Annotated in this window: 18 protein-coding genes; 12 read left to right on the forward strand and 6 right to left on the reverse strand. The window is 64.9% G+C overall.

Annotated features, from left to right (window positions below):
• The 4 genes from OXH60_08015 to OXH60_08030 all read left to right on the forward strand — a co-directional run.
• Positions 1-631, forward strand: a 631-nt coding sequence (locus OXH60_08015; GenBank protein ID MDE0712065.1) for a hypothetical protein, incomplete at its 5' end; no start/stop codon positions are given.
• Between the two features lie 11 nt (positions 632-642).
• Positions 643-3,852 carry a CusA/CzcA family heavy metal efflux RND transporter gene (locus OXH60_08020; GenBank protein ID MDE0712066.1) on the forward strand — a complete coding sequence of 1,070 codons (3,210 nt, stop codon included), beginning with the start codon at positions 643-645 and terminating at the stop codon, positions 3,850-3,852.
• Complete coding sequence (locus OXH60_08025; protein MDE0712067.1) at positions 3,849-4,304, forward strand: copper-binding protein; 456 nt, start codon at positions 3,849-3,851, stop codon at positions 4,302-4,304. Before OXH60_08020 ends, OXH60_08025 begins: the two co-directional genes overlap by 4 nt.
• Entirely contained in the window at positions 4,297-4,788 is a 492-nt protein-coding gene (locus OXH60_08030) for a copper resistance protein CopC (protein ID MDE0712068.1), read from the forward strand. Before OXH60_08025 ends, OXH60_08030 begins: the two co-directional genes overlap by 8 nt.
• 143 nt (positions 4,789-4,931) lie before the next feature.
• Here the strand turns inward: OXH60_08030 and OXH60_08035 are convergent, their stop codons facing one another.
• Positions 4,932-5,720: an outer membrane beta-barrel protein gene (locus tag OXH60_08035; protein MDE0712069.1), complete on the reverse strand. Its 789-nt coding sequence runs from the start codon at positions 5,718-5,720 to the stop codon at positions 4,932-4,934.
• A 206-nt stretch (positions 5,721-5,926) separates the two neighbouring features.
• Positions 5,927-6,901 (reverse strand): D-2-hydroxyacid dehydrogenase, encoded by a 975-nt coding sequence (locus OXH60_08040; protein MDE0712070.1) that lies wholly within the window; start codon positions 6,899-6,901, stop codon positions 5,927-5,929.
• A gap of 170 nt (positions 6,902-7,071) precedes the next feature.
• Between OXH60_08040 and OXH60_08045 the strand changes: the two genes are divergently transcribed.
• The gene (locus OXH60_08045; GenBank protein MDE0712071.1) at positions 7,072-8,757 is read left to right on the forward strand and encodes a glutamine--tRNA ligase/YqeY domain fusion protein; all 1,686 of its coding nucleotides are present in this window, start codon (positions 7,072-7,074) and stop codon (positions 8,755-8,757) included.
• A 264-nt stretch (positions 8,758-9,021) separates the two neighbouring features.
• Here the strand turns inward: OXH60_08045 and OXH60_08050 are convergent, their stop codons facing one another.
• Positions 9,022-10,065: an enoyl-CoA hydratase/isomerase family protein gene (locus tag OXH60_08050; GenBank protein ID MDE0712072.1), complete on the reverse strand. Its 1,044-nt coding sequence runs from the start codon at positions 10,063-10,065 to the stop codon at positions 9,022-9,024.
• Between the two features lie 26 nt (positions 10,066-10,091).
• The gene (locus OXH60_08055; GenBank protein MDE0712073.1) at positions 10,092-11,231 is read right to left on the reverse strand and encodes an acyl-CoA dehydrogenase family protein; all 1,140 of its coding nucleotides are present in this window, start codon (positions 11,229-11,231) and stop codon (positions 10,092-10,094) included.
• 293 nt (positions 11,232-11,524) lie between these two features.
• Between OXH60_08055 and OXH60_08060 the strand changes: the two genes are divergently transcribed.
• From OXH60_08060 to OXH60_08080, 5 genes are read left to right on the forward strand one after another with little or no spacing between them, the layout of a single operon-like run.
• Entirely contained in the window at positions 11,525-12,745 is a 1,221-nt protein-coding gene (locus OXH60_08060) for a transporter substrate-binding protein (GenBank protein ID MDE0712074.1), read from the forward strand.
• Between the two features lie 23 nt (positions 12,746-12,768).
• Positions 12,769-13,635, forward strand: a complete 867-nt coding sequence (locus OXH60_08065; GenBank protein ID MDE0712075.1) for a branched-chain amino acid ABC transporter permease — start codon at positions 12,769-12,771, stop codon at positions 13,633-13,635.
• Positions 13,632-14,636, forward strand: coding sequence for a branched-chain amino acid ABC transporter permease (locus tag OXH60_08070; GenBank protein ID MDE0712076.1), 1,005 nt, complete (start codon positions 13,632-13,634; stop codon positions 14,634-14,636). The genes OXH60_08065 and OXH60_08070 overlap by 4 nt, the downstream gene beginning before the upstream one ends.
• Positions 14,633-15,367: an ATP-binding cassette domain-containing protein gene (locus OXH60_08075; GenBank protein MDE0712077.1), complete on the forward strand. Its 735-nt coding sequence runs from the start codon at positions 14,633-14,635 to the stop codon at positions 15,365-15,367. The genes OXH60_08070 and OXH60_08075 overlap by 4 nt, the downstream gene beginning before the upstream one ends.
• Entirely contained in the window at positions 15,361-16,065 is a 705-nt protein-coding gene (locus OXH60_08080; GenBank protein MDE0712078.1) for an ATP-binding cassette domain-containing protein, read from the forward strand. Before OXH60_08075 ends, OXH60_08080 begins: the two co-directional genes overlap by 7 nt.
• A gap of 273 nt (positions 16,066-16,338) precedes the next feature.
• Here OXH60_08080 and OXH60_08085 read toward each other — a convergent pair whose 3' ends face one another.
• Positions 16,339-17,367 carry an alpha/beta hydrolase gene (locus OXH60_08085; protein ID MDE0712079.1) on the reverse strand — a complete coding sequence of 343 codons (1,029 nt, stop codon included), beginning with the start codon at positions 17,365-17,367 and terminating at the stop codon, positions 16,339-16,341.
• A 159-nt stretch (positions 17,368-17,526) separates the two neighbouring features.
• Positions 17,527-19,818 (reverse strand): xanthine dehydrogenase family protein molybdopterin-binding subunit, encoded by a 2,292-nt coding sequence (locus OXH60_08090; GenBank protein ID MDE0712080.1) that lies wholly within the window; start codon positions 19,816-19,818, stop codon positions 17,527-17,529.
• Positions 19,819-20,116: 298 nt separating this feature from the next.
• On the opposite strand from OXH60_08090, the gene OXH60_08095 reads away from it, so the two are divergent.
• Together OXH60_08095 and OXH60_08100 are read left to right on the forward strand one after the other, a co-directional pair.
• Positions 20,117-20,767, forward strand: a complete 651-nt coding sequence (locus OXH60_08095; GenBank protein ID MDE0712081.1) for a DsbA family oxidoreductase — start codon at positions 20,117-20,119, stop codon at positions 20,765-20,767.
• Between the two features lie 369 nt (positions 20,768-21,136).
• Complete coding sequence (locus OXH60_08100) at positions 21,137-22,147, forward strand: SMP-30/gluconolactonase/LRE family protein (protein ID MDE0712082.1); 1,011 nt, start codon at positions 21,137-21,139, stop codon at positions 22,145-22,147.
• Position 22,148 lies beyond the last annotated feature (1 nt).

The following is a 22,148-nucleotide window of genomic DNA, read 5'->3' on the forward strand; positions in this document are numbered from 1 at the left end:
CGCCGCGGGAGAGGAGGTTGTCACCAGCGGCCAGTTCATGCTCGATTCCGAGGTCAGCCTCAGGGGCGGACTCGCGCGCCTGGAGGCACCGCCAGCCATGCTTGCCGGGCCGGATACGCCGCTGTCGGAGCTCCCGGTCGACGCCACGACGCTCGCTGAAATCGATCATCTTGTCGACATGGCGCTGTATTTCCATGAGGCATTGGTCGACGACTACCGGATCGATCCGTATTTCGTCGATCCGGCCCTCCAGATCGGCGATTCTCTCAAGGTTCGTTTTGGCAACACGCGCCTGGTACCGATCATCGAGAACGCCCAAGCCGCCCTGCGTGCAGCCAAGGAATCGATGGCCGGCCAAGCGCTTGCCGGCGATCTCGCATCGCTCATGGCCGCGCTTGAGAGTTGGCTCCTGGAGGGGGCGCCCGCGCACTACGACACGCTTGGGCTCCGTCTTTACGTCGAGGACGAAACCGACCGCCTGTGGCTACAGCTGGGTGACCCCCCCGCCAATCCGTACGGCGCCAACTCGGCGACCGTCGTCGAATGGCCCGACCTGATGGCCGGCATGGATGAGGTCGCAGTGAGCACGGAACGCGCACCCGTCGATCCGCACGCCGGTCACAGGCGCTGACCTTGACGACCGTGGAAGGTCACGACCGCCTGACCGGCCGCGATCCTTCCCGTTCGGCCGTGGCCCGGCTGATCGCCTGGTCGATCGAAAACCCCGTCATCGTGCTGATGCTGGCCGGCGCGCTCGGGGCCGCCGGGTGGCTGGCCATGGAGCGGACCCCGCTCGATGCGATTCCCGACCTCACGGACACCCAGGTCATCATCCGCACCGACTTCCCGGGGCAATCACCGCAGATCGTCGAGGACCTGGTGACGTATCCGCTGTCCACCAATCTGCTCGGCCTGCCGCGCACCAAGGACGTGCGCGGCTCCTCCATGTTCGGCACGAGCTTCGTCTATGTGATCTTCGAGGACGACGTCGACCTCTACTGGGGCCGGGCCCGGGTGGTCGAGGCCCTCTCCAGGCTGGGGTCGGAGCTGCCCCCCGGGGCCACGCCGCAGATCGGCCCCGACGCAACCGGCGTCGGGTGGATCTTCCAGTACGCGCTGGTCGACCGAAGCGGCCGGACCGACCTCGCCGAATTGCGTTCGTTGCAGGATTGGTTCCTGAAGCTGGAGCTCGCCGGCGTCGAAGGCGTGGCAGAGGTCGCGTCGGTCGGCGGGTTCGTGCGCGAGTATCAGGTGCTGATCGATCCCAACCAGCTCCGCGCCCACGACATCTCCATCCGCCGCATCGTGGCGGCCGTTCGGGCAGCTTCCAGCGAGGTCGGCGGCCGGGTGCTCGAGCAAGGTGAAAGCGAGTTTGTCATTCGGTCCTCGGGCTACGTGAAGGACCGTTTCGATCTCGAACGGGTGGTCATCCACGCGGAAGACGGCACGCCGGTGACTCTTGCCGACATTGCCCGCATCGTGGAGGGACCGGCGCTTCGCCGCGGCATCGTCGAACTAGATGGCGAGGGTGAGACGGTTGCCGGAATCGTGATCATGCGTGACGGCGAGAACGCCCTTGACGTGATCAATCGGGTCAAGGCGAAGCTCGCCGATCTCGAGCGCGGGCTTCCCGACGGCGTGGAAATCGTCACTGTCTATGACCGGGCGCCGCTGATTTCCGGCGCGGTGGAATACCTGGAACGCAAACTGCTGGAGGAAGGCCTTGCGGTCGCCATCGTGATCGTCGTCTTCCTCCTGCACTTGCGTGCCGCCTTCGTCGTCATCATCACGCTCCCGCTGGGCGTGCTGGGCGCATTCCTGATCATGTCCGCGCAGGGCGTGACGGCAAACATCATGTCGCTCGGCGGCATCGCGATCGCCATCGGCGCCATGGTGGACGCTTCCATCGTGATGGTGGAGAACTACAGCCGCAGGCTCGGGGAGCTGGGTCCGCGACCGGCCCCCGAACAGCGCCGCCGGGTACTGCTTCACGCCGCGCAGGAAGTCGGGCCGGCGCTGTTCTTCTCGCTGCTCATCATCACGGTGTCGTTCCTGCCGGTATTTGCGCTCACCGGCGAGAGCTACCGCCTGTTTTCTCCGCTCGCCTACACCAAGACCTACGCGATGGCGTTCGCAGCCATCCTGTCGGTCACGCTCGTGCCCGTACTGATGCACTGGCTGCTCCGCGGCCGAATGGTTCCGGCGCAGTGGAACCCCCTCAACCGGATTCTGGTTTGGCTCTACCGGCCCTTGCTCTACGTGGCACTCAAGTTGCGGTGGCTCACCGTACTTGTCGCCGTGGCTCTCACGGCGACCGTGATCGTGCCGCTGAGCAAGCTCGGGTCGGAATTCATGCCCGCCCTCTACGAGGGGGAACTCCTCTATATGCCGACGACCCTGCCCGGTGTGTCGTCGACCAAGATGCGGGAGATCCTGGGCCAGACCAACCGCGTCATCGCCACGGTGCCCGAGGTCGAGAGCATCTTCGGCAAGGCCGGTCGCGCCGACACCGCCACCGATCCGGCACCCCTCACCATGATCGAGACCTGGATCCGTCTCAAGCCGGAAGCGGCCTGGCGGCCCGGGATGACGGCGGATGGAATCATCGAGGATCTGAATTCGCGTCTGCAGATGCCAGGCCTCGTCAACTCCTGGGGCTATCCGATCAAGATTCGCATGGACATGGTCTCGACGGGGGTACGCACCCCCATCGGGATCAAGATCACAGGCGATGATCTCGAGACCATCGAACGCATTGCGCGCGAGGTCGAAGCCGTAGTCGCGACCATCCCGGGCACGCGCTCTGCATTCGCCGACCGAGTGCTCGGCGGCAAGTACCTGGAGATCACGCCCGATCGATCGGAGCTCGCCCGTCGCAACATCGACATCGGTACGTTCCAGTCGGTGATCCAGACGGCGCTCGGCGGAATGAAGCTCGCGGAAAGCGTCGAGGGGCGCGAGCGTTACGACATCATGCTGCGGTACGATCGGGCGTTTCGCGAGACCCCTGAAGACCTTGAGGACATCCTGGTTCCCACGCCATCCGGCGCGCACATCCCGCTCGGGGAACTCGCAACGGTCACGTTCACCGAGGGACCGCCGATGATCCGTTCGGAAAACGCCCGTCTCACCGGCTGGGTGTTCGTCGATATCGCCGGACGTGACCTTGGCGGCTACGTCGCGGAGGCACGGGGGGCCGTTGCGCAGGCGGTCGACCTTCCCCCGGGGTACGCCGTCGGGTGGTCGGGGCAGTACGAGCAGCTGGAAGCGGCGAACGAGCGGCTGAACGTCGCGATTCCGTCTGCCGTGGCCCTGATTTTCCTGCTTCTGATGCTGCATTTCGGCCGACTCGACCGGATCCTCATGATCATGCTGTCGCTGCCCTTTGCCCTGATCGGCGGCCTCTGGGCCGTGTGGCTGGCCGGCTACAACCTGTCGGTGGCCGTCGCGGTGGGTTTCATCGCGCTGGGGGGCATCGCCGTGGAAACCGCGGTGGTCATGCTGCTCTACATCGATCAATGGGTGCGAGCGGACAAACCGACCACCAAGGAAGAGCTGTTCCTCGCCATCCGCCTTGGCGCCGCCCTGCGAGTGCGCCCGCTCCTCATGACGGTCATCACCGTGCTGGCGGGGCTGGCGCCAATTTTTCTCACAGACGGCCTGGGGTCGGACGTGATGCGGCGAATCGCGCTGCCGATGATCGGCGGCACCATCTCCACCATCGTGCTGACCCTGTTCGTCATTCCCGCGATCTACTACCTGTGGGTTGAGCGATCGCTGCCAGCGCACCCCAAGACGGCCGCCCAAGGCTTCGATGCGCTTCCCGCCAAACCGCAAGGAGACACTGCATGACCCGACTACTGACGACGCTTTCCGTGCTCGCCTTCGTGGCAGCGACCGCTTCCTCTCTTCAGCCGGCTCGCGCCCAGGAAGGATCTTCCCAGGACAGGGCGGTCGGCTCGGAGACGCTCTACCTCCTCGCCGAGAACCATGAAGCCGGGCATGCCGACCATGGGAGCGGTGCCGCGGACAGCCGTATCGCACACGGCACGGGCGTCATCCATGCGATCGATTCGGAAAGCCGATCATTGACAATTGATCACGAGCCCATCGACGAAATCGGCATGGGCGCCATGACCATGGGCTTCGGCGTGGTGGGCGCCGTCGACCTATCCGGGCTCTCCGAAGGCGACCCCGTTGCTTTCCAACTCAAGCGAGGCCGGGACAATTCCTACCGCGTCACTGCGATCTGCAACCGCGATACCCACGGCCCCGACTGCCTGGCAGGGAGTTCCGATGAGTAGTGCCCTGGCCGCCGCTCGCGCGCAGACGCGACCGGGCGTCACCCGGTTCACGTCTCCTCCCGAAACGACGTCACGCCGGGGGGCCTGGCATGCCATCCCGTCAGTCTGCGCACTCGTGGCGGCAGTTGTACTGGTGGCCGCACAGGCCAGCGCCGAGTCGTTGGTCGAGCACAGCAACATCGTGGCCGGGGATGTGCTAGACACGGCTCCCGCTGCCTTCGAAATCCGCTTTGCCCAACGCGTGATGCTTGATCAGGCGAGCCTCCAATTGGATTCAGGCGACATCGTGGAACTCACCGTTCCCTCACCCATGACGGAGCGGGCGACGTTCGCGATTCCCCTGCCCGAACTACGCGACGGGGACTACGTGCTCAACTGGCGGATTACGGTACCCGGGGACCGCGTCACGCATGCTCGAGTCGATTTCATCGTGGTGGGGTACCACGATCATTCCGAGCATGACCATTCCGACCATTCCCACTAACCGTCAAGCGAAGCCAGCCTGATCAACTGAGCAGCACCTGCGTCGAGGCCAGCGGGTCGCATGCAGGCGGTCCACGCCCCATCCGCACGGGCCGCTTCGACGCAGCCCCGTGCTCCCAATCCCCGTTCGCGGCCCGTTCACGCCTAATAGGCGTACCGCAGAGACACCCGGATGCCATGACCCTGGAGCCTGGCTCTTGTCGGTGCCAGGTCCAGCACCAGAGGCTCCCTGCTTCCGTCCCGCCAGATCACCCTGCCTTCCCCTCTTTCGGTCTCGAGAAACCCCGCATCCGTGTACCGCCATGCCACGTCCAGGCTCGCCGTGTCGCCCAGCGGGATCGCCATTCCCGCCGTCAGCATCCAGACCCTGCCGGTCCAGGCACCGCCCGGCACCACGGTCGTGGTCCTCGGGAATGTCTGCAGCATTTGCCGCACCACATTCCGACCGGCACCGAAGCCGGCACCGACAAACGGCCGGCCCGACCGCAAATTCCCTATCTGGACCGGCGGCAAGTCCAGATAGGCGGACATCAGGCCGGACCACGACGAGACCCCTGCCTCCACCGACTGCATGCGACCGGGTGCAAGGAAATTGGCCGTACCCCGGAACGTGTGGTGCGGTCGATAGTCGACCGAGAGCTCCAGCCGCGCCGTGGAGGTCACGGTCCGACCCCAGCCCACCTCGAACGCCGAGGTGCCTCCGAAGCCGCCGACCGTGCTGAGCACGTCTCCGTTCTTGCCCGGGCCACATCCATAGAGCGCAGCGGGGGACTCACTCCGACAATCCGTATCCAGAAACCTCGTGTCGGACAGTTGGTCCAAGCCCACACCGAGCCGGAAGTACGTATGGTTGTCCGCCGCAGCCGCAGGCATGCCTGCTACTAGAAGCAGGAGAGCGACTGCAAAAACAACGATATCTGCGTGCTTCTTCATGGCAAGATGCAGGGTGGAGCCATCGACACCCGACGCTCAGCCGGGACGGCTGCCAATCGAACCATGGACTGATCCCCGGCGGCTGGTTTTGGCGAACCGGGGCGCACCTTAGCCGACCGCGGTAACCGCTGCGCTCCCGCCGGACCGCGCCGTAGCCTGCATGACTCGAGGAATCTGGCGCGGACAGCCGAGGCTCGGTCCGGCCGTCAAAACCAGTTCGCCTTGTCGACGACGTTGCGCAGCTCGCGGCCCTGCCCGAATCGCCGACAATTGTCGAAAAACACTTCGGTTCGCCGTTGGTTCAGGTACGGGCCCGCGGCCGCGACGTGCGGCGTGATGACCATGCCTGGCGCATTCCACAGCAGATGGCTCACGGGGAGCGGCTCGATCTGAAACACATCCAGGGCGGCGCCGGCCAGCACGCCGGAACGCAGGGCCGCGTTCAGGTCGTCGAGCTCGACCGTGGCCCCGCGGCCGATGTTGATGAAGAACGCGGTGGGCTTCATCCGCGCAAACCTGGCGGCGTTGAACAGCCCCTGCGTAGCCGGGGTCTCAGGCACCGTCACGATGACGAAGTCGGCGGTAGGAAGCACCTCGTCGAGCGCCTCCGGTCCGACGAGACGGCCAACACCTTCGGGGGCGACGGCCGCCCTCGGGTCGACTCCGGTGACCGCCATCCCGAAGGCAGCGCACAATCGCGCCACCTCGGCGCCGATTGCCCCGACGCCGACAACCAGGACTGTTGCCTCCGGGAGGTGGACGGTCGGTGCGTCCGGCCGCCAGCGCCGGTCGCGCTGCATGGTCACGTACGTGGGAAGCCCGCGCGCAAACGCTAGGACGAACGCGAGGACGTGCGCCCCGATATGGTCGCTGAAAATCCCACGCATGTTGGTCACGACCACATCGCTTTCCACCAGTGCCCGGTGGTAAAAACTTGGCCGCGGCCCGGCCAAAGGCGACTGGATCCATCGAAGCTTTCGCGCCTTGGCGAACGCGTCCGGGTCGACCTTCCCGTAGATTGCGTCCACCTGCCCGATCACGTCGAACGCTTCCTCCGTGCTGTCCGACAAATGTGTCTCCAGGCCAGGGATCTCGGCCTGCAGCTGTTCCGGCCACCCGCGCACCATGTCCAGCGATGCCCCAGTCTCGAGATTCGTCAGTACGAGCAGTCGGAATCCCATTGCCTCCCCCATCCGCGCGAGCACGGTACCAGCCCCGCCGCTCGCGGCTGAATCCTGGTCGCGGCCAACTCCTTGCCCGGCATCGAAGCGAGCCCCCACGCTTGGCCATTCGGGCAAAATCTGGCAGACAGGCCGACTGCGCAGGTTGGCCGAGCCCGGAGAGTACCGCCATGAACGACGCGGGCAGCGTTGCCGAAGGAAATCAGCATAACTTCGTCCAGGACATCGTGCGCCAGGACATCGAGGCCGGCCGAACGGCGAGCGTGGTGACGCGCTTTCCCCCTGAGCCCAACGGTTACCTGCACATCGGGCATGCCAAGTCGATCTGTTTGAACTTCGGCATTGCCCAGGAGTTCGGGGGACGCTGTCATCTTCGTTTCGATGACACGAATCCGACTCGGGAAGCTCAGGAATTCATCGATGCGATCGAAGCGGATGTGCGCTGGCTCGGCTTCGACTGGGGAGAGCACCGGTACTTCGCGTCCGACCACTTCGAGCGGTTGTACGAGTGGGCCGAACATCTGATCTCGACCGACAAGGCCTACGTGGACGACCAGACAGCCGACACCATCCGGGAGCACCGCGGCACCCTGACCACGCCCGGAATCGACAGCCCGTTCCGCACGCGTTCCGTGGACGAAAACCTAGACCTGTTCCGGCGGATGCGGGCGGGCGACTTTCCTGACGGCCAGCGGGTGCTGCGGGCGAAGATCGACATGGCATCAGGCAACATCAATCTCCGCGACCCGGTGCTGTACCGCATCCTGCACGCTCCCCATCCCCGGACCGGCACGAGGTGGTGCATCTACCCCACTTACGATTTCGCGCACGGGCAATCCGACTCCATCGAGGGGGTCACCCATTCGATCTGCACCCTGGAGTTTGAAGATCACCGACCGCTCTACGACTGGTTGATCGACAACCTCCCTGTCCCCACCCGTTCACGCCAGTACGAGTTTGCCCGCCTAAACCTGTCCCATACGGTGCTCTCGAAGCGGCGCCTCAGCCGGCTCGTGGACGAACAGTACGTGGGTGGCTGGGACGACCCGCGTCTTCCCACGCTGCGCGGTCTCCGGCGGCGTGGCTATCCCCCCGAGGCCATCCGGGACTTTGCCCGCAGGATTGGCGTCACCAAACGCGACAACACCGTTGAGTTCGCGCTGCTGGAACACTGCGCGCGGGAAGTCCTGAATCGGACGGCCGAACGCCGGATGGCGGTGCTGCGCCCGCTGAAACTGGTGGTCGAGAACTATCCGGCGGATGAGGTGGACCATCTCGCAGCCGTCAACAATCCCGAAGATGCCGCTGCCGGGACCAGGCAGGTTCCGTTCGCGCGGGAGCTGTTCATCGAACGAGATGACTTCATGGAAGATCCTCCCCGGAAATTCTTCCGCCTCGCTCCCGGCCGAGAGGTCCGTCTCCGCTACGCGTACCTCGTGACGTGCCGTGAAGTGGTGAAGGACGCCGCAGGCGAAATCGTGGAACTTCGTTGCACCTATGACCCGGACAGCCGCGGCGGCAATGCACCGGATGGACGCCGGGTCAGGGGCACGTTGCACTGGGTCTCGGCTCGACATGCACTCCCGGCCGAAGTCCATCAGTACGGCCCGCTCTTCCTCGACTCCGGACCCGGCGCCGATGCCGACCCGTTCGAACACCTGAACCCGGCGTCACGCGAGCAGCTGGATGGCTGCAAAGTGGAGCCTGCGCTGGCTGACCTCGCTCCCGGCACGACGGTGCAGTTCGAGCGCCAGGGCTACTTCTGTCGTGACCGCACGAGCCGGTCCGACCGCCTCGTGCTGAATCGAACCGTGGCGTTGCGCGACAGCTGGGCCCGGACCGTGCAACGCGGCTAGCAGCAGGCAGGCCGACACACGCGCCAATCGACCTGACGGCATCTTGGCATCGCTACGCCGGTTTCCTCCATGCCTCACCGCCGACACGTGCAGGCTGGTCGCTTTCTACCCTCGAACGAACAGACAATTTCTCTGATAGCTATCTGTAATCAAGTTTTCTTCAACGATGCCTAGTGGCAGATTTTAACGGCCTGAGCCGGCCTCGTTTACGACTCGCACCCCGGCCGACCCCGCCGACAGGAGCGGCTGCAGCCGGCAGCCAGGTCAGTCAAACCTGAGGTCGCCCACCGGGGGTTCCGAGAAATGGCGGGCCACCAACTGGTCCGTCACGTCGTCGAGACGGTCCGGCGACCATCGAGGCTCGCGGTCCCGGTCCACCAGCGCCGCCCGGATTCCTTCCATGAAATCATGGCCGGCGATGCAAGCCTGGCTCATGCGGTACTCGGTCACGAGCTCATCCTCGAAGGAAGCTGTTCTCGCCTGCTCCAGCTGCCGGAGGGTGATTCGAATGCTGGTCGGCGACTTGCGTGCCAATCCGGCCGCCGTACGTTCCGCCCAATCCGATCCTTCGATCTCCAGCGCCTGGAGAATCGCCCGGGCGTCCTGCTGACCAAAACACCGGGCAATCACTTCCCGCGCGTCCAGGGCCGCGCCGGCCACCGGCTCGCCGAGAAACGGCACCAGCGCGGCATCCACGTCGTCGTCGGCCATGGTCGCGATCGCCTGCACGGCATCGTGCACCCCAGCCGCCGCATCCAGTCCGTGCGTTCCGACGCCGATGTCCAGGCAGTCGCCGGCGCCAAGCCGATTCCCCGTCAGCGCGATCCAAGCGCCCATGCCGGTGTCCAGTCGGCTCAAGAAATGCCCGGTGCCCACGTCCGGAAACAGCCCGATGCCCGTTTCCGGCATCGCGAACACGGTACGATCCGTCACCACCCGGTGCGAGGCGTGGAGCGACACCCCGACCCCGCCGCCCATCGTGATCCCGTCCATGAACGCCACGACAGGCTTCGAGTAGCGCTTGATCCGCCGGTTGAGGGTGTACTCCTCTCGAAAAAAATCGGCGCCGACCGTGCTGTCGGTGCCTCGGGCCTCGTAGAACGCCAGCACGTCGCCGCCGGCGCAGAAGGCGCGCTCGCCCTTGCCCTCGACGGTAACGGCGCGCACGCTGGCATCGCTCTCGAAAGTGTCAAGCGCCTGGGCGAACGCCCGTACCATCGCCAGATCGAGGGCGTTCAGCGCCTCCGGCCGATCAAGGATCACGCGCCCAGCCGCGCCTTCTCGAAACCAGTGAAGACCGGCCGCCAAGTTCCTGTCTCCCTGGCGGTTAGGCGTCAGTCGTCGAGGAGGCCGCGCGACACGATGACTCGCATGATCTCGTTGGTTCCCTCGAGAATGCGGTGAACGCGGGTGTCACGCTGGAGGCGCTCCAGCGGGTAGTCGTTGAGGTAGCCGTATCCGCCGTGCAGCTGGATCGCCTCGTCGCACACGTGGAACCCGACATCCGTGGCGTAGCGTTTCGCCATCGCGCATCGAACCGTGGCATCGGCGTGGCCCGCGTCAACGGCACGGGCAGCGGCATGCACCATCAGGCGGGCCGCCTCCAGTTCGGTGGCCATGTCCGCATACCGGAACCGCAGGCCCTGGAACGACGCCAGTGTCTCGCCAAACTGCTTCCGGGTCCGCAGGTGCTCCTTGGTCTCTGCCAGTGCCCGACGCGCCGCGCCGAGCGAGCACGAGGCGATGTTGATGCGCCCGCCGTCGAGCCCGCGCATCGCGATTCGAAAGCCCTCCCCCTCGGCACCAATCCGATTGGCAACCGGGACCCGGCAGTCCTCGAAGATCACCGCCGCTGTAGGCTGGCTGTGCCAGCCCAGCTTGGCCTCCTGCCGGCCAAATGACAGGCCCGGCGAGCCTTTCTCCACCACCAAGCATGAGATGCCGCGCGGACCCTCTCCGCCGGTACGGACCATGCAGGCATAGAGGTCGGACACCGACCCGCCTGAAATAAACGCCTTCGAGCCGTTCAGGACGTAGTGGTCGCCGTCTCGCTCCGCTCGAGTCGACAAGGACGCCGCGTCCGAACCCGAACCTGGCTCGCTCAGGCAGTAGCTGGAGAGAAGGTCCATCGCCATCATGCCCGGGAGGAACCGCCGTCGCTGCTCATCGGTCCCGAACGTCGCGATCATCCATGCCACCATGTTGTGAATGGAGATATACGCTGCCGTGGACGGGCAGGCGGCCGAGAGTTCCTCGAACACGACGGCGGCATCCAGACGCGAGAGCCCGCTGCCGCCGTGGTTTGTTGGTACGTAGAGGCCAGCAAGTCCCAGGCGGGCAGATTCTCGGAGCACCTCGACCGGAAATGTCCGATCACGGTCCCAGTCGGCGGCTGCAGGCGCCATCCGTTCTTCCGCAAATCGCCGAACCGATTCCTGGAAGAGCTGCTGTTGCTGATCGAGAAATGCGTCCACAGCGCGCACCCTGTCGTCGAACCGTCAGGGGATCGTACGACGCGCCCTCTGCCTGTCAACGAGCGCGATCGTCCATCTTGCAGGCGATGCACGCGTTCGTCGTGAATTCGGAACTGACCAGGGGAACCCGACGTAGTTGGCGATCCATCTTCCAACAGGTCTCCCAAAAGTTGCTACCTTGGTGTCATGCAGTCTGCGCAACTCGCGTGTTTGGAGTTCGCGCACCGTCCCCGTTACCCCACAGTTGAGCGCCAAGGGGTGCATCGCCAAATTGCTCGGGAGAATTCGTCACGTTGCTGACACGACGCACGTTCATCGAAGGAACCGCCGCCACTGCTGCCATTTCCATGCTTGGGCGCCAGGCCCAGGCCGACGATCCGATTTCGGTCGGTGCTATCTATGACCTGTCGGGCCCCCTCCAGGGTTTCGGCGACAACCAGTGGCGTTGCGCCAAGTTGGCGATCGATCAGATCAACGAAACGGGCGGCCTGCTCGGCAGGCAACTCGAGGTCAAGCTCTACGACGCCCAGTCCGACATGCAGTTTTACAACCAGTTCGCCAACCAGCTGGCCCTCAGGGATCGGGTGGCGGTGGTCCAAGGTGGACTGACGAGCTCGTCGCGCGAGGTCATCCGGCCCATTCTGCATCGGCTCGACACCCTCTACGTTTACAACACGAACTACGAGGGCGGGGTCTGCGACCGCAACTTCTTCGCCACAGGCGCAACGCCGGGTATCTACGTCGACCTGCTGCTGCAGGCAGCTGCTGACCGCTGGGGGAAGCGAGTCTACGTCCTAGCGGCCGACTACAACTACGGGCAGATCTCCGCCCAGTGGATCCGGAAGGCCACCCAATCCCTTGGTGGCGAAGTCGTCGGTGAGGAGTTCTTTCCACTGGACGTAAACCAGTTTGGCGCGACCATCAGCCGCATTCAGGCCGCGGAACCTGACGTCGTGCTCAATGTCTTCGTCGGCCCGGCGCATGAGGCGTTCTACGGTCAGTGGGCGTCAGCCGGTATGAACCAGCGCATTCCGATGATGTCCACCACGTTTGGCGGCACCAGCGAAATCGTCCGCATGCCTCCGGAAGTCGTCAACGGAATCATGGTGATCGGGTCGTATTACGAAAGCCTGGACAACGTATTCAACCAGGCATGGTTGCCCGAATTCCGTCGTCGCTATGGAACCGACTACGGCTATCTGACCGACGTGCCGATCAAGGATTGGTACGGCTGGACGCTGTGGGCGGAAGCTGTCCGGCAGGCAGGGACCACCGAACGGGACGCCGTTATCGAAGCCTTGGAGATGGGGATCAGCGTGGATGGCCCCGGTGGCCCGGTCAGCGTCGATCCCGCCACGCATCACTGCTTCATGGATACCCATCTGGCGGAAGCCCGCGACGGCGAGTTCAGAATCCTTCAGCGGTATCAGGGCGTGGCCCCCACCAACCCGGCGGCCCAGTGCGACCTGCAGGCGCGACCCGACACCAACACGATGTTCACCCCGGACATCTGATCGGCGCCGGGGCGTCGGCAGACATGGATCACGCCCTCGTCGTAGGTCTCCACCTCCTGCACGCGATGGCCAGCCTAGCGCTAGTCAGCGTCGGACTGGCCGTGATCTTCGGGATGCTCCGGGTTATCAACTTCGCCCACGGCGAATTCCTGATGGTCGGGGGCTATGCCTTCGTGCTGTCGGCTGGCGCCGGCCTGAACCTGTGGGTCGCCATGCTGGTCATCGCACCGGCAGCGGTCGGCGCTCTTGGCTTCCTGGTTGAACGGTTCGTCATCCGTCACCTGCACGGAGACATCATTGCCACGATCCTTGCTACCTGGGGACTCAGCCTCTTCCTGATCGGTCTTGCCGCCACAGTGCTCGGGTACCACCAACAAGGCGTGGCGCCACCTTTCGGAACCGTGCAAGTTGGCTCCTACAGCATTGGTATTTATACATTTTTTGTAATCCTCGTTGCAATCGTAACAATCGTGTCACTGTTCGTTTGGCTGCGCTGGAGCCGGTCGGGCCTGCTGGTCCGGGGTGCCATGCAGAATCCGGAACTTGCGGCCGCACTCGGGGCGGACACCATGCGACTCCGGACCGCCATGTTCGTCCTCGGCTCGGCCTTGAGCGGCCTCGCAGGCGCCGTCCTGGCCCCTCTCGCCGGCGTGCTTCCCGAAATCGGGGCGACGTATGTCGTCAAGGCGTTCATCACGGTCATCAGCGGCGGCGCGACGGCACTCACCGGCACCACGCTTGCCGCGGCACTGTTCGGTTTCACAAGCCAGGCAGCCGCCTTTCTCAGCCGCCCAGTCGTCGGCGAAGTGGCTTTGCTGATCGTCGCCATCGTACTGCTGCGCCTCCTGCCGACCGGGATTACCGGGCGTTACTTCCGCAAGGCCCTGTGAACTGGGTGCGTGAACGGGCAAGCCTGCTGGCGGTTGTTGCTGCCGGCGGCGCGCTCATCGTCGTGGTTCCGGCCGTCGCCGAGATCTTCCTACTGTTCGAACTCACCCTATTCCTGGTGCTTGCGATTCTCGCTCTCAGTCTCGCCTGGGTGTGGGGGTTTGGCGGCATCCTGTGCTTCGGCCAGTCCGTGTTCTTTGGATTGGGCGGTTACACCTACGCCATTGCCGTAATCAACATGGGCGACAGCACCGTGCCCCTGATGCTGGGCATCCTGCTGCCGGCCCTCCTGGCCGGGATTCTCGGGTACTTCCTGTTTTGGCAACGAATCAGCGACGTGTATCTGGCCGTCATCACGCTGGCCGTGTCGCTCATCTTCTACTACCTGACCGGCGCGTCGGCGGGCAGTGAATACCGGATCGGCAGTGCCCTTCTGGGCGGGTACAACGGCATCCCGTCGGTACCCCCGATCAATGTCCCCGGTGTGCCTGAGCACCAGGTGGTCTACGGCGACCTCTACGTGCTCACCGCGGTCATGCTAGCTGTGGTCTACGGCGGCCTGCGGTGGCTGCTGGCGACCGACTTTGGTCGCGTCGTCGTCGCCGTTCGCGAGAACGAGGAAAGGGCCCAGTTGCTCGGCTACGACGTCCGGATCACGAAGCTCACGGTCTTCGTGATCGGCGGTGCGATCGCGGGGCTTTCCGGCGTGCTGTTCGCGGCGTGGGGGTCCTACGTCAGCCCCAACGTGTTTTCTATGACGTTCACCGCGCAGATCATCGTCTGGGTGCTGGTAGGCGGCCTCGGAACGCTGAGCGGAGCGGTCGTGGGCTGTGTCCTGGTCCAGGCCGTCATGACCTGGCTCGGTGAAGCCAAGCTCGCCGACACCAACCTGGTACTGGGAGCTGCGTTCGTGGTGCTCGTCCTGTTTGCCCGACGCGGTCTTGTCCCGGGCACCCGAAGCCTGCTGGCAGACCTACGGGGTCGCGTGCGAAGCGCGCCGTGACGAACCCTCCCCTTCTCGAAACGATCGCATTGACCAAGCGGTTCGGCGGCGTGACCGCGATCGACCACGTTGATTTCCGGGTCGAGGCCGGTGAACTGCGTTGCCTGATCGGGCCCAATGGTGCCGGCAAGAGCACATTCTTCCGCTGCCTCACGGGCCAGCTCCGGCCGACCGCCGGTCACGTGTGTTTCGGCGGCGAGGACATCACCGGTGCGACCACGCATGCCATCGCACGGAGGGGAGTTGCGATCAAGGCCCAGATCCCCGCGCTGTTCAACGGGTTGAGCGTTGCCGAGAACGTTCGACTGGCCACTTGGAAGGCCGGCGGTCGGGCGGCCCGGACCCGCAAGACTGACGAAATCCTTGCGGTCACCGGCCTGTCCCCCCTTGCCGCCCAGCTGGCCGGATCACTGCCGCACGGCCAGCGGCAATGGCTCGAACTGGGGTTGGTGATGGCGGGAAATCCGGCGCTGATGCTACTGGACGAACCCACCGCCGGTATGACCAGGCAGGAAGTTGCGCAAACCGCCGAACTCGTCCGATCCCTCGCGAAAGAGCGTACCGTCATTGTCGTCGAGCACGACCTACAGTTCATTCGAATGGTCGCGGCCACCGTCACCGTGTTCCACCGGGGACGAATCCTGGTGGAGGGTCCGGCCGACGCCGTCATGGCGGACCAGCGGGTCAAGGAGGTCTATCTCGGCCAGCCTCCGACGGCTGACACGTGCTGAGAGTCGTCGGCCTGTGCGCGGGCTACGGTTCCGTTCCAGTGCTGGCCGGCGTCGATATCAACGTGAGGCCCGGAACCGCCATGGCCGTGCTCGGCGCCAACGGCATGGGCAAGACCACGCTGATGCGCGCATTGATGGGGTTTCTCACCGTGACGGCCGGACAAGTCATGCTCGACGGCCGCGACCTTACGGCCGAACCACCACAGGAACGCGCGCGCGCGGGGCTTGGCTATGTGCCCCAAGGACGCGGCATCTTCCTGCGCATGACCGTCCGGGACCAACTGCGCTACGCCATGATCGCCAAGGGGCATCCGGGCGGAAACCTGGCCGACGTCCTTGACCGGTTTCCGGTCCTGAGGCCGCTGCTCGATCGGACCGGAGATACGCTGAGCGGCGGCGAGCGGAAATTGGTCGCACTTGCCTGCTGCCTCAGCACGCGTCCCGGGACACTGCTTCTTGACGAGCCGACGGAGGGGCTGCAGCCCTCGTATGTCGACCAGATCCTCAAACTGCTGATCATGCTGAAGCGGCACGACAGCCTGACCATCCTGCTGGCCGAGCAAAATCTGGAATTCGCGGCCGCCCTTTGCGATCAGATCTCCATCATGCGGAAGGGCTCGATCGCGGCGACGGCTCCAGTCGCTGCCATCAGGGAAGCTTCGACGGACGTCGACCTCCTGCTTGCCGGGGAACTCTGAACGATCCGGGCCGGCCGCCAATCCCCGCAGGTGTGCAGGTGCAGGGTGTTCTGGCAGCGCCAGCAGCCGAGAACTCGCAAGCCCGCCCGCACAACGACTTACCAGCAAATTGCTACTCCCAATTCCCGCAGCGTTTCCCACTTTCCGGGCAGGAAGCGAGAGAACCCTTTGAGACGTCCGCGGACCGGGCAAGGCGGTCCGAAGATGCCCCGCCATCGCCCAACCCAATGCATGCGGACGCGCTGGTTTCCGGGCGTCAGTTCTCGAACAGGGCTACTCCACGCCTTCCAGCAGGTATTCGACGAGCGCGGGCACGATGATGTCCGGCCGCTCCAGGTGCGGCACATGGCCCAGCCCGGGGAAAAGCAGCAAGCGACCGTTTCCGTTCGGGACGGTGTCGGCCAACACCTGCATTCGCTCCTGGAAGACCTCCGCAGGGCCGAGCAGCAGATCCTCCGCCCCCCCGAACGCGAGCGTCGGTACCTGGATGTGCGGCCAGTCGTAGACGACCGGATCCTGGTAGAGCATCTGGAAGATGATCGCCTGCACCATGGCGAGGCGCGGAAAGTCGGAGCTGAGCGTCCACGACGAGCGGATGCGGGTGTAGAGCTCGAACTTTTCGTTCCAGGCCGAGGGGTCGTGCCCGACATACCGGCTGAGGCTTCGACGGGTGCTCTGGTAGTCGGTCTGGAGGACCCGCTCGTAGATCTGGTCCACCGGCGTCATCGGGCGAGTGAACCGGTTGTCGGAAAGGCCGATAGGGTTGTAGATGACCAGCCGCTCGACCGAGTCGGGATACTGCGTGGTGAACCGCGTCGCGAGCATGCCGCCCATCGAATGGCCGACCGCCATGACCTTTTCGATCCCCTCGTGCTCGAGGACAAGCTGCGTGTTGCGCGCCTGCGTGTTGAAGTTGTAGGGCGCAATCGGCTTCGACGATTTGCCGTACCCGATTTGATCTGGAACGACGACGCGAAATCCGGCGCCGGTCAGCCCGTCGATGATGTCACCGAAGTAGAAGCCACCGAAGTTGTTGCCGTGCATCAGCAGGACCACGTGGCCGTTGGCCGCGACGGTCGGCGCAATATCCATATAGGAGATACGTACGTCCTGGCTGTACACATTGATGTCGAGATACTTGCTTGGGGCCGGATATGGGCACTCGTCGCACGTGATGCTGCCCGGCTTGAGATCTGCGGGTGTCGGTACCGGCGGCAGAATGTCTTGACCAAGGGCGCTCGTGGTGGCCGCCACACCGACAATTCCGAGCGCCGAGGCGAGTGTTCTGACATATACGCGCACGAGTCTTACTCCGTGGTCTAGTGGTATCGGCAAATGGCCCATTCTGGGGCACGGGGGCGGAAGTCCGCGGAAAGCAGATCCCCCGATCCCCCCAACACAATTTGCACCTTCTGATGTGCCATGGAGGCGGTGAGGCTCCTCGGCGGCGAAGCGCAAGGACTAGCAACAGCCGGATCCGACGGCGGCCTTCGCTCGCCGCATCGCTTCCCAGACCTTCGCGCCCGTCGCCGGCATCGGCACGTCGTCAATGCCGAAGGGAGTCAAGGCGTCGATTACAGCATTCATGATGGTCGCCGGGGACGCGATCGCTCCGGCCTGCCCCGCTCCCTTGACCCCGAGAGGATTGCGCCCGGTCGGCGTCTCCCGGAAACCGATCATGAATTCCGGGAGGTCAGCCGCTCGCGGCAGCGTGTAATCCATGAGGCTGCCGCTCAGGATCTGGCCGGTGCCCGGGTCGTAGACGATGGCCTCCTGCAGGGCCTGACCCGCACCTTGCGCAAGCCCGCCCATCACTTGTCCCAGCGTCAGCTGGGCATCCAGGCGGCGGCCGTAGTCGTCAACACCCGCATAGCGTGCGAGTGTCACCTCGCCGGTCTCACGGTCGATTTCCACCTCGGCCACGTGGCACCCGGACGGGAACGTGATCTCGGCGTCCTCAACCAGTGCAAAGGCGTCGATCTTGGCGTCGGCGGCAATTGCGAAGAGGGTGATCGCCTGCTCCGTGCCGCGCACTGCAAACGAACCCTCGGCGTAGTCAAGATCATGGATGTCCGCCTGCATGAGGCGGGCCGCTTCCTTCCGACCTTGATCGATCACGGCGTCGATGGCGCGGCAGAGCGCCGTACCGCCCATGTGCAGGGTCCGGGCGCCGCCGTGTCCCTCTCCCACGCGCGTGAGCCGCGTATCCGCTTGGCGATAGCGAACCACCTCCACCGGCACGCCAAACCGCGCGGCTGCGAGCCTAGGCAGAACGGTCTCGTGCCCTTGACCGGTTGAATCGGTGCCCATGCGAAGCTCGATGATGCCGTCCGCCCCTATCCGCACTTCCGCCCCCTCTCGGTCCGGTCCGCGCGAAGTCTCCAGGAAACAGGCGATCCCGAGACCCCGGAGCTTGCCGGCCTGTTCGGAGTCAGCTCGGCGCCGAGCAAATCCTTCCCGGTCGGCCAGACGCACCGCCTCGTCGATGTTCGCCGCGAAGTCACCGGTGTCGACAATCTCACCGAGGGCCTTCCGGTAGGGATAGTCACGAATCACGTTCTGTCGACGCAGGTCGGCCGGGTCGGCGCCAAGTTCGCGGGCTGCCTTGTCGACCAGACGCTCGACAACGTAATTCGCCTCCGGCTTGCCGGCTCCACGGTAGGCGTCGATCGGGGCGCAATTGGTGAAGGCACCGCGCGTTTCCAGGTAGATGGCGGGAATCGCATAGACGCCGCCCAAAACGGTCGCCGGCGCGAGCGTCGAACTGTGGGGCCCGGAAGTGGAGAGACCAGCGCCAAGATTTGCCACGGCACGCACGTCGAGGGCGCAGAAATTACCGCTGCCATCCAGCGCCAACCGTGCCTTGGCCCGGAAATCCCGTCCGTGCGCCCCGGCGGCAGTCTCTTCTGATCGTTGCGCCGACCAGTGAACCGCCCGCCGCAGGCGACGGGCCGCCCAGACGAGCAGCACCCACTCCGGGTACAGGTAATTCTTGCTGCCGAAACCACCACCGACATCGGGCGCAACCAGGTGGAAATTGTCGACCGGCTCGCCGAACACATCGGCAAGCTGGCTTCGAATCGGATGGAGGCCCTGGGCGGTCACGGTCAGTAGCGACCGGCCCGTCTCCGCGTCGTATTCCGCGACTCCCGCGCGGGGCTCCAGCGGCGACGCCATCACCCGCTGGTTCATCAGATCGAGCGTCGTGACGTGCGCTGCCTGAGCGATCGCGGCCTCCGTTGCCGCCCGGTCGCCTCTCTCGAATCGAAACGCGAGATTCCCGGGCACCTGGTCCCACAGCTGGGGAGATCCCGGCTCAAGCGCCTCGGTCCCGTCCGTGACGATCGGGAGGGGCTCGTAGTCGATCTCCACCGCTTCGGCCGCATCGAGCGCTTCGGAATGCGTTTCGGCCACGATGAACGCCACGGGCTCACCGACGTGGCGCACCCGTTTGCGGGCCAGCGCGGGGCGCTCCGGAATCAGCAGCGGCTCAACGGCATCAAGCGGCGTGATACAGGGAATCGGCCTCAGATCGAGATCGCTCTCCACCAGCACGGCCAGCACCCCGGGCTTGATCCGTGCGGCCTGTGTATCAATCGAGCGGATCACAGCATGCGCATGGGGCGAACGCAGCACCACGGCTTCGGCCACCGACGACCGCGGTAAATCATCGACAAAACGACCCTGACCCGTCAGGAACCGAAAATCTTCCAGCCGTCCCATGCCCGTACTGCCCCCTGGCGCGAGCGCCATCGTCGGTCCATTGGCGGGAACCCGCAAATGGGCCCGTCGCCAATCATCTAGCACACACTCGATGGGGCGGGATGCAATCGCACGTTACCGATCAGTCGGCGCCCAGGCACACACGCGCCGCCCCAACTTCCGCGCAGCGATCCGGCCCGTGCCGGCCACACTGCGCCAACCGTCGCTGCCAACCGGCCGATGACGGCCAGGAAACAGCACCCGCGCTTCTGCTGGGTGCCGGCGCCGACCTCTACGCCTTTCCCATCATTCTGCCGGCAAGCTACTATGCTCCGCCGTCGAGAACCCCATGCACATCACCGTTGACATCCTGTCCGACACCATTTGCCCGTGGTGTTACATCGGCAAGCGCCGCCTCGAGGCGGCGCTTGCTTCGGTGGATACGGCCGTGACTGCAGAACTGCGCTGGCATCCGTTTCAGCTCAATCCCGACATGCCGGCGGGCGGGATGAGCCGCAAACGCTACGTCGCGCTCAAGTTCGGAGGCTCGGAACGGGGGCGAAGCATTTACCGGAACATTGCAGACGTCGCCCAGACTTCCGGCCTCGAGATCGATTTTGATCGCATCACACGGACTCCCAATACCCTGGACTCGCACCGGCTGCTCGTTCATGCACAGCGCGCCAACCTGCAGAACGAAGTCGTCGAGGCGCTGTTCGCCGCCTATTTCCTCGAAGGACGTGACATCGGGGCGGTCGACGTCTTGACCGACATCGGCGAGGCGGCCGGGCTGGGGCGCACCGAAACCGAACGCTACCTCCTGAGCGATGCCGACCGGGCGCAAGTGATCGAGAGTGACACCCGGGCACGTGGGGCCGGGGCGAGCGGCGTCCCTCACTTCGTCATCAACGGGAAGCTAGCGGTCGCGGGCGCGCAAGAGCCCCAGGTGTTTCGAAATGTCTTTGCGGTCGTCCTCGCGCGCTCGGAACACCGCGCCTGACCCATGTTGTCGCACCGCCTCCGGGGCGGCATTTCTGAACCGGCATCTGCGCCCCCTATCCATGCTGATTTCCTATTGACCGGCCGCGGGCTGTATCATCGGTGCAGGGAGAGGAGCTTCCTCAGCGGCGGCGCGAGCACCACGCCCGAATCGCCCAGAGGAAGATATCGCCGAAGTGCGGTCCCGAGACCGCGCCACAGGGCATTGGAGGAAACACACATGCCAAGTCCACAGCTTCATAGATTCATCGATCTCACGGCGTCGAAGCAGCCGGACGATGATGCGTCGACGGAACGAAAATCCCGCGCTACCGAAACCACCCGCCGCAGCGTGTTGTCCGCTGCCGCCGGGGTCGCCGCCGTCACTGCGATGGCACCGGAGGCCTTTGCCCGCAACTTCGGCCCGGATGCCGAGCCGGTCCGGTACCCGGAACCCGACGTGGTGCCGCTTGACGGTCGTTTCCGCTACAAGCTGGGCAACACCCCAATCCTGAGGCTCCACCGCGGCACGTTCTGGGCCGAGGGGCCAGCCTGGAACGGCGTCGGTCGCTACCTCCTCTGGAGCGACATTCCCAGCAACGAACAGCTCCGGTGGATTGAAGAGGACGGCCACGTCTCCCGCCAGTTCCGCTACCCGTCCGGGAACTCGAACGGGAATACGTTCGACTACAGCGGCCGGCAGATTGCCTGCGAGCACGGCAATCGCCGGGTCGTCCGGTACGAGTACGACGGCTCCATCACCGTGCTTGCCAACGAGGCCAACGGCAAGGAGTTCAACGCGCCGAACGACGCCGTCGTGCACCCGGACGACGGTTCGATCTGGTTCACGGACCCCGGTTACGGTTCACTCATGAACTACGAGGGCCACCGCCTCAACACCGGTAGCCCGCAGCCGATCCAGAAAGAAGCCATCTACCGGATAGACGCGCAGACCGGAGCGGTGGCGAAGGTCGCGGACGAACCCTTCAAGCCGAACGGGCTCTGCTTCAGCAACGACTACACCAAGCTGTATGCGGCTGACACCGGCGCCAGCCACTATCCGGAGGCCTCGCCGAACATCATGGTCTGGGACATCGACGGTGCCACGCTGAAGAATCCGCGCCAGTTCGCCAGCATGGAACTGGACGGCAAGACCGGCTTCGCTGATGGCATCCGCTGCGACGAAGACGGGAACATCTGGGCCAGCGCCGGCTGGGTCGGCGACGGCTACGACGGGGTGCACATCTTTGCCCCGAATGGCGACCGGATCGGTCAGATCCGTCTTCCCGAGATCTGCTCGAACGTGTGCTTCGGCGGCACCAAGCGCAATCGCCTCTTCATGACCGGCAGCCAGTCGCTGTATGCGGTCTACGTCGAAACGATCGGCGCCCACATCACCTGAC

The sequence above is a fragment of the Rhodospirillales bacterium genome (assembly GCA_028824295.1).
GTDB lineage: Bacteria > Pseudomonadota > Alphaproteobacteria > TMED109 > TMED109 > VXPW01.